Annotated in this window: 5 protein-coding genes; all 5 read left to right on the top strand. The window is 41.3% G+C overall.

Features of this window, described 5'->3' with window-relative positions; all coding sequences use genetic code 11:
* Nucleotides 1–263 (top strand): GNAT family N-acetyltransferase (locus BLW60_RS16045; RefSeq protein ID WP_175460959.1); only part of this gene is annotated, 263 nt, incomplete at its 5' end.
* A 14-nt stretch (nucleotides 264–277) separates the two neighbouring features.
* Nucleotides 278–418: a hypothetical protein gene (locus tag BLW60_RS17055; protein ID WP_207645954.1), complete on the top strand. Its 141-nt coding sequence runs from the start codon at nucleotides 278–280 to the stop codon at nucleotides 416–418.
* 20 nt (nucleotides 419–438) lie between these two features.
* Nucleotides 439–1,665: a DUF6348 family protein gene (locus BLW60_RS16050; protein ID WP_074719177.1), complete on the top strand. Its 1,227-nt coding sequence runs from the start codon at nucleotides 439–441 to the stop codon at nucleotides 1,663–1,665.
* 152 nt (nucleotides 1,666–1,817) lie between these two features.
* Complete coding sequence (locus tag BLW60_RS16055) at nucleotides 1,818–2,132, top strand: hypothetical protein (RefSeq protein ID WP_074719179.1); 315 nt, start codon at nucleotides 1,818–1,820, stop codon at nucleotides 2,130–2,132.
* 1,234 nt (nucleotides 2,133–3,366) lie between these two features.
* Nucleotides 3,367–9,142 (top strand): hypothetical protein (locus BLW60_RS16060; protein ID WP_139283451.1); only part of this gene is annotated, 5,776 nt, incomplete at its 3' end.

The raw sequence follows: 9,142 nt of genomic DNA on the forward strand, positions 1-9,142 counted from the left end.
TCATATTCTCGGACGAAACAAAAAATACTGTGTACATTGGCAGAATTTTTATTGACAGCATCTATCATAGAAAAGGTTATGGAACTCATTTAATGGAGTGCATAGAAAAGTACTACCCATTTGCCGAAGAATTTAATCTGGACACTCCAAGCTGGAATGTACGGACAAACGCTTTTTACGAAAAATTAGGGTATCAAATCATAAAAGAAGAGGACGGATTTGTTTTTTACAGGAAGACGAGAAAGGGAACTTCTAAATTCTGATTTAGCTTAGTACCATGATAGATTCAAAACTTATGGAAAATGATACAGAGAGTCCCCGTGAGGGGACTTCTTCGTTCATATTTGTATTCTTGACTTTGGGCGACAGAACAGTGTATAATATGGATAAAAAGTGCGTAACTTGTCGTATAGAATAAGAATTTTAGAAGGTGATGAAATGGGCTTTAATTTCTTTAAGAGAAAAAACAAGGAAAACAACGAACCAACTGCAAGTGTGACACCAGAAAAATCAAAGATACTGACCAAAGAAGAAATAATTGACAGGATACTTAACGGAGAATTTTCAAGCTTCATTGAACTGAAATCCGAGACAAGAGACGACATTATTTATATTCCCGAACTGGAAATGAAAATCAAACCATATGTCTGGGAAGTAAAGGAAAGAATAGTAAACATCAGCTTTGATATGTACAGTGACGTATTGAAAACGCGTTTTTTTGAGATCTGTGCAGGTTTGGGCGAAGACAGTGAATCAGCTTATGGAATGGCTATAGGTTCTTTTGCATTTTCGTTTATGCAGGGATTAAAAGCAGTAGCTGATAATGATGTGAAATGCAGGATCACATCTGAATTTGCAGGTCATTCACACTCATGGAGCGTTTACAGCAGTGATATCGTACGTGTAGGTGCAAGTAAAGAGAAGCATGAAGTATCAGATTATTGGGAACTGCTGAAAGATGACATCATAAAACGTCTTGGAAATCAGAAAACCGTATATGTGAAGGTGTTTAACTCCGGTTTTGGATCAAAAGTGATTGGTGAATGCAGGATAAATGATATCGTGATACCCGAACTCGGAGCTAAGGTCGCTGAAATAGCAAAAAAATGGGAAACATCACAGTATGAAAGCGAAAAGCAGTTTTTCTTTATCGTTCAGGACGATAATACAATTTTAGATTATCCTTATTCAGGAACTGAAGGAAGGGATAAACTTCAAGCGGCAGTTACTGTATATCTAAAGATATTCAGCCAAATCAAATCGCAGGAAGAATATGACAATATAGTTGAAACTACGGCTTCTGTTATAGGTGACAGAACACTTGCTGTTGAATGCAATCGCTTTATAACAGAAATTTGTGCTGAAAAATATTTTGAAGATATTTTCATATGCGGAGATAAATTGGATATTGTTTTTCCTGATAATGCTTCGATCGGTTCGTATAAGTGTCAGCTTTCAGATTATGTTCAGATCAGAGATGCTGTGTTTTTTGCGTTCGGGTCGCCTATTCTTGGAGATGATAGAGGTCGGGTTTACGGTCAGTTGATAGGAATGAGTTCATTACATAATATACTTGAACAGGTCAAGGAAAAAACGAATGATCCTAAAGGACTGAAGGTTGATAATGTAATATACAATGTGCCTGAGGATTTTGAAGTAAGGTAAAATATGATATGTTACAGAGAGTCCCCGTGAGGGGACTTCTTCGTTCATATTTGTATTCTTGACTTTGGGTGGCAGTGCAGTGTATAATATTGATAGTAAGCAGTTTTACTGCGATAAATTGAAATTTGTATATATTTTGGGGGAGATAATGTATGGCAAAATATGTTTTTAAGTATTGGTTTGAATGGGGCGGTACTTGCCTTTGGTCAGCAAATGAGGCTGCACGTTTGGACTATGATTATGCAGTAGATGAACAGAAATTACCAATTTCTCAAAAACTAAAAAACCTACTTTGGTATCTACAAGCATATCATGAAAACATGATGGATATGGATAATGCCCCTGATGATTCTCCATGGTGGACTGAAGAAGATACAATTATTTACAATAAGAAGAAAAAATTTGCTTACGATCAGCTTTGTAATGAGCTTGGAGATGACTATGAAATCATATATTGCGAGGATTAGCTGTAATATAAATTCTGATTTAGCTTAGTACCATGATAGTTCCAAAACTTATGAAAAATGATACAGATAGTCCCCGCGAGTGCGGGGACTTATAGTTTTACGTTTTAACATTAATCGCGCGGCAGCAGAGTTATCAGCCCGATGAAAGATAGAACTTTTCATTTCTTTTTTTATGACATTGATATGCAGTTGATTTTGCAAGTATCGTCAAAAAGTGTAGGAAAACTGTAGGAAAATAACGAAAAAAGCACTTCCGATTTCTCAGAAGTGCCTATTTCATGAGGGTGGGAGATGGGATTCGAACCCACGGTCTTCGGGACCACAAGCCGACGCTGACGGATTTTCGGCAGTTTCTTGTGTTTTAATAGAATCCTGTTTTGCACCTATTTTTCAAGGGCAAAAGTTGATTTGACTCTTATTGCTTTTGCAGAAAAAATCTTAAAACTGTAGGAAAAGTGTAGGAAAATATTAGCTCTCACAAATTAATTTGTGAGAGCTATATAATTTAAAAGTGTGGCATATTAGTAATATGATGTGTCCGGAACAACAATGGAAAATTCCGCGAAATAGCGTGAGATCAATGGGACACAAGGTGGTGTATACATACTATATGCAGGTCGGAATATAATAATAGGACGGCGTAATGTCGTCCCTAATATATCTATGTATTCAAGTAATCTATAAGCTAATCTGCGCATCTGTATGTATATATGCATACATAGCTTAAACTTCAATTGTTCCACAAACGTCCCTGCACAGTAAAAACTCAATTTTTCCGTACTTTGTGTATAGTTTTAAGTTTGATAATCTACTCGAAAAAAGTAAAATTATACTAAACAAGCAGCCTTGGTTTGTGAGTATTGCCAATTTATATTAACTAATTATGAATTTCAAAGAATCGGACGTGACATTTATTTTTCAGTGTGGTATAATACGACTATGTTCAGAAAGAAAAAATATGAACATAAAGAGACAAGATACAGAACGAAGAAATCATGTTTTAGGGGCTGAAGTTAAAATGCAAAAGGTATGTAACTTTAAGAAGTTTATGTCTTTAAAAGAAAACAGATGCTATAACTACGCCCTTTCACAATTTAATGATCTAAAAGCGTGCTGACAGGCTGATCATGCCTATAGGTGCGCTTTTTATATTTTGCAGCGGCAAAGTCTTAGGGGTTTGAGCGACTTGCAGCTGCGGGAAATTTATATTTTTAATAAGGAGGAAATGAGCTTTATGAAAAACTCTAAGAAGACAAAAAATATGTATAAGAGAGTGGCAGCAGGTGCGCTGTCTATGGCTCTTGTAGCAGGTGCGTTACCTGCAAACGTAGGAGGCTTTTTGACAGGAGGCAACGTACTTGTTGCTCATGCAGAGAGTTATGATTTAGCTGTAGATAAAACTCAAGAAACAAATGAAAATGAATATGGTACGGTCACAAGGTCTTATTCTGGTCAAATGTATCACTTTAATGCAACAGCAAAATCAGGTTATAGGTTTGTCAATTTCACTTTTGCATTTCTTGGCACTGCAAGGGAAGGTAGTTCAGCTAGTGCTGGAGAGCTTAATTATTTAAGTGACATTGTAGCTCATTTTGAGGTGATTTCTGCACCTACCGTCAACGCTGCTACAGAGCTGACCTATAACGGCGCTGCACAGGCGCTTGTTACTGCTCCTGAGGGTGCAGCGATCCATTACAGATACAAGCTTTCAACAGCTGAAAACTGGGGCGACTGGAGCACAGACGTTCCCAGTGCTACAGATGCAGGCGAATATGTGGTTCAGTGGTATTCCGAGACTAATAGTAACTATCTGGCAAGCGGTACGGCAGATGATCCTCAAGAAGGTACTGTTACTATCAGCCCTCTCGCCCTCACCTCTGAAAACACTGCACTCGGCTGGTATGACGAAACTAACGGATTCAAAAGCAGTACGCCCTATACAGGCAGTCCGATAACACCGAATGTATATTATAAAACTTTTAATACCACAAATCAGGCTACCTATACACTGCTTGGTTCAGGTGATTATCAGTTAGGCGACGGAAATTACTCTCAGACAAACAGAGGGGATTATGCTGTAGGTTTGACCGGTAAGGGGAACTATGCCGGCGACGATATCTTGAAATCATGGTCTATCGCCAAGGCTGACCTCACAGCTGACGACTACACCGCACCTGTAGGCGGCACAGTAAGCTATACAGGCGAGGCTGTTTCGCTCCTTACAGATGATAACAAGGGCTCTGTTGCAACTTACACAGGTACCGAGACGCCTAAGGGTACTTTCGAGTATGCGCTCGGCAAAGTTGTTTCAGACAATATCGGTTTTGCTGATCTCGCAATAAATGATATACTTAAGATTGGTGATGGTGGAAGTCTTTCTATTAGTAACATTAATAGCATTGTACTTTCTGCAAATACATATCAAAGTAATGCAAATAATGTAATTACTATTTCCGATTTGGGTGATTATCTTTATATCAACAATACTGAAATAGCTCAGACTAATGATGGCGGTGCGGCTATTAAGGTAACTGGAATAGACCGTGAACAAGGAATTGTAAACGCACAATTGGTGGGAGAGAATACCGATCTTGAGTGGTCAACCAATGTTCCCAACGCTACAAATGCAGGCACTTACAGCGTTTCATGGCGTATTGAGGGCGACGCTAACCACAACGACACTGCTCCTGCGTTTGTTACTTCTGCTATCGAATACGCTACAGCCTCTCTTACACTCAGTCCGTCTCTGACAGGCGCAGTTATCGTTGAAAACGGCGCTACTGAGGCTCTTGAGGCAACAGACGGCGTATATACGCTCGCAGGTACTAAGAAGTACAACATCTATACAAATAAGTCTATCGCTGACAGTACAGCAGCTACAGCTCTTGACCTGACTTCCAAGAGCTCCAATAAGACTTTCGGCGGTAATACATATAGCTACCGTTATGAGATAGAGGTTCCCACAACTCCTGCCGAGGGCGGCTATATCCTCTCTCACACAAATAACTACGTCGGCAAGGTAAGCACCGAAGTGGGCAAGGCGAATGTCATGAACATTCAGGAGGACGGCGTTACTACAGAGAACGTTGCTGTTCTCAATGCAGACGGTGTTATCTATTACGGCGACCAGCTTGAAAAAGATGAGCTTGTTACTATCGCAGACGGTTACGGCAGCATTGTTAATGTTGACGAGATCTATCTTGAAAACAATACCGCAAGCGGCGGCAAGGTAACAGGTGACGCTCTTGTTATCGGTACGACCTACCTTCTTACAGCGAAGGTATCTGTTGACGCAGACGGAGATCCTGATAACGGCATAAGCGGCAACACCATATACCTCAAGCAGCAAGTCACTTATGCGGCTCGTCCAATGAATAAGAACAGCTACTTCCTCCAGACCGAGGACGGCTTAGTTCCGCTGGAAGTATCAGGCAGCACAGTTAATGTTCCTGCGGAATACTGGGTATGCACGCTAAAAGATGACAATTCTAAAACATATATCAGGGTGGAAGAACCTGATGAAGCATTTAATGTTTTATTCACTTGTACAAAGAAGTCCACATTCGTTTACAACAGTGCAGCTCAGAAGCCTGAGATCATTGTAAAGAACGGCGGCGATAATACTATCGTGCTTGCTGATACAGCAGTTGCAGCTAACGAGACAGCAACTCCTCCTGTAGCAGCTGTTGCTAAGGATTACAACAACGCAGCTGCTGAAAAGACTGACGCAGGCATCTACAGCTATGCGCTCACAGCAGAGGCAAACGGAAAATACTCCGACAGCGTGACAGTTTCATGGTCTATCGCACAGGCTGACGTAAGCCAGTACATCACTGTTGCTCCTAAGAACAACGTTGATACAGACGGCAATAAGGAAACTCTCGAAGCTGTTGTTTATGACGGTGCAGTTCTCGACAGCACTGACTTCGAGGTTAAGACTAACGAAGCATATACACAGCTTGCAGCAGATTCACCTGTAAAGAAGCTCGTTGACGAGTTCATCGACCAGTTAAAGGCTAAGGAAGCTGTAGCGGCTGACCCTGCTAATAACGTCGAGGCACAGCCTGCTGTTCCTGCTAAGACTTTTGTCAATGTTCGCGGCGGACAGTATGAGGTTACTACAGATATAACTTATGATAGTGAAATCTCTTCAAGTGGTGTAAGTATTAACGCTAACTCTGTGGGATCATATAGTAATGTTATTTTGAAGGGAAATCTTACTTTCGAATGCAGTGGCGGTGAATTTACTGAGGTAAAGATCACTTGTGGTGAATACGTAAAGTCAGGAAGTAATAGTATTCAGTTAACTTTGGATGGTAACGACATAAAGTGTGGTGCTGACATCGTCCTTACAAAGAATGATAACGAGTGGTTCAAGATAGTAAGCATAACACATGGATATGGCAATGAGACAAATGAATACACTATTAATTTGACGACTGTTCCGAAAACAGAAACCAGAAACGAAACATACGACATCAAGAACGCAGGAAATCAGGCTGCTAACGTAACAGTATCCAACAGCAACTTCAAGACTGTTGAATTCAAGCAGAAGCTTGATAATAACGGCAAGCCTGTTGAGGGTGAGGATAATTCTGTAGCTGTCACTATCGCTAAGCGTGATGTTACTCTCACACCCGATGACGATCTGTCAATAACATACCGCGACACCGTAATGCCAGACCTCACATACACTATCGAGGACGCAAAGGCTGACGATCTCACTGGTGTTATCGCTGCTGATAAGGCTCTGTTCCAGAAGACAACAGGCGAGGGTGCAGATGCTGTTACAACTAATACAGGCGCTATCTATGTAGATGAGCTTGTACAGGAAGATACTACAGCAGCTGCTGTTAATTTCGTTTACGCACTCGATGAGAATAATGCTACCGACTACACAACAGCAGGTCTCAACAACGCAGGCAGCTACAAATATGCAGTTATAAACGACGCTAAGTTTGATAACTACAACATCGTTCTTCCTGTTGATATTGCAGCTGACGAGGCACAGGGAATCGAGGAATACATAGCTCCTACATTCACTGTTGCTCCGCTGAACCTCAACAATATTGCAGATCTCCAGATCGTGCTCAACGGCGTTACAACAGGTTGGACACAGAACGGCAACAGCGGTTCTTACACCTACGACGGCACAACTAAGGCGGTTGAGGTCAAGAAGGTTGCTAAGGCGGCTGAAAATACAGCTTTATCAACTGTAGTTATTGATAGTGAGTGGGTACGAACAGAATCTCGAAATTTTGCTGTAGAAAAAGAAGATGTAAAACTTGCTTACCGCTCTATGAATAGCAACACTGGTACTATAACGGTTTCTAACGATGGCCATAATGATTTGAATGCCATACTCACAGCTAATTCGGGCAAAGTTATTAAGAGTGTTTCATTTGGAATTGAAAACTTTGGTCGCCAAAATAACGCTCCTTTAGCAGAGGGAACGACAGCGGCTGACATCGTATCAAATGAAGGTGGCGTTTTTGATCCCGATACAAACAAGCTGATATTCAATGATATAGAGAGCGATACTTTCACATTATCAGCCATGAATGGCTATAAACTTACTATCTCTTCAGTTGAAATAACATATGGCGACGATGATGTGTTTGTTCTCTCTCGCGACACCGACTACACCGTAGGCGGTGCAACAAAGAGAGCTTCCGCAGGTACACACGAAGTTCAGGTAATGGGTAAGGGCAACTATACAGGCGTTGCTAAGGCTCCATGGCAGATCGTTACTGCTGAGGCTGGCGAGGCTGCTCTGACGCTCAGCGGTGCTACTACTGATAGTAGTGGTAGTTACGATTACACCAAGGTATACGACGGCAAGGCTGTAACAGGCGCGGTTACATTTACCGATCCTGCTTCCGATTACGCTGTAGACGCTGAGGTCGAGTATAAGTATTATCGGGGTAGGTATACCAAGGAACAGGTAACAGCGGCTGACTTTAATGCAGCTGCAATTGATGCACCTGTAAATGCTTATTATCCTAATCCTGCCGGAGATAACTATTATCCTCATGCTGGTGAGTATACTGTTGTAGCAACTATCACTTGTGACGGCTACGCTGATCAGGTACTTGTAAAGACAGTTCACATCGCCCCGATTGACCTCACTGTAAATGCAGCGGCTAAGAACATGACCTACGGTGATGATCTTCCCGCAGTAACTCAGGCTGATATTGACGCTATCGTAGGTCTTACCGATGATGACAGCGCATACTTCCAGAAATTCTTTACAGAAGGCAAGCTGAAGTTCAGATATCTGCAGACAGGTGAAAATACTTACGACAACAATAAGATTCAGATTATTCCTATAATCTCGACGGAAGAAGAGATCAGTGCATTCCGTAATGTCGTATATAATTATAATACTGCTAATTTCTACTGGAATGTCACAGAGAAGGCTAAGTCTATCAAGGACAGCAGCATAAAGGTAGAGTTCACAGAGGGCGATACTATCGTTCTTAAGGCAGACGGCACTTTCGCTTCCGATAATGCTATCAAGGTTTACGATACAGCTATCCTCGGTGCAGACGGCAAGGCTACTGAACTTGTTGAACTCGGTGAGAACAATGCTGATACTGCTGATTATGAACTTACAGTTGAAAGCACTGCTACAGAAGGTGTTTATACACTTGAAATCATCGGCAAGAACAACTACCGTGGTGTTCGCAAGATTGAGTTTACAGCTATTACGGCAGCTAAGGCAGCAACTAACCTGACATTTGCAGAGCCTTATCTCAAGGCAGGAACAACTGACAAGATCATACTTAAGAATACAGCAACAACAGATACTGAAAAGTATGATATCGTCAAGAATGGTTATGTTTACTACACCGGTGAAGGTAAGCCTGCAAAGGAACTGCTGATTGAGAACGTTGATGCAACTCTTGGAATCAAGGTAGTAGGCAAGGCACAGGCAGTATACAGCCCAACATTGACTGATGTTGGCAACGGTGCATATGTAAGACCGTATGTAATTGTCAAGGACAAGA

The organism is Ruminococcus flavefaciens (assembly GCF_900108555.1).
Classification (GTDB): Bacteria; Bacillota; Clostridia; order Oscillospirales; family Ruminococcaceae; genus Ruminococcus; species Ruminococcus flavefaciens_P.

Excerpts from the sequence above, each read along its gene's own strand:
- BLW60_RS17055 (WP_207645954.1), top strand. The coding sequence starts at position 278 with ATGATAGATTCAAAACTTATGGAAAATGATACAGAGAGTCCCCGTGAG.
- BLW60_RS16050 (WP_074719177.1), top strand. The coding sequence starts at position 439 with ATGGGCTTTAATTTCTTTAAGAGAAAAAACAAGGAAAACAACGAACCA.
- BLW60_RS16055 (WP_074719179.1), top strand. The coding sequence starts at position 1,818 with ATGGCAAAATATGTTTTTAAGTATTGGTTTGAATGGGGCGGTACTTGC.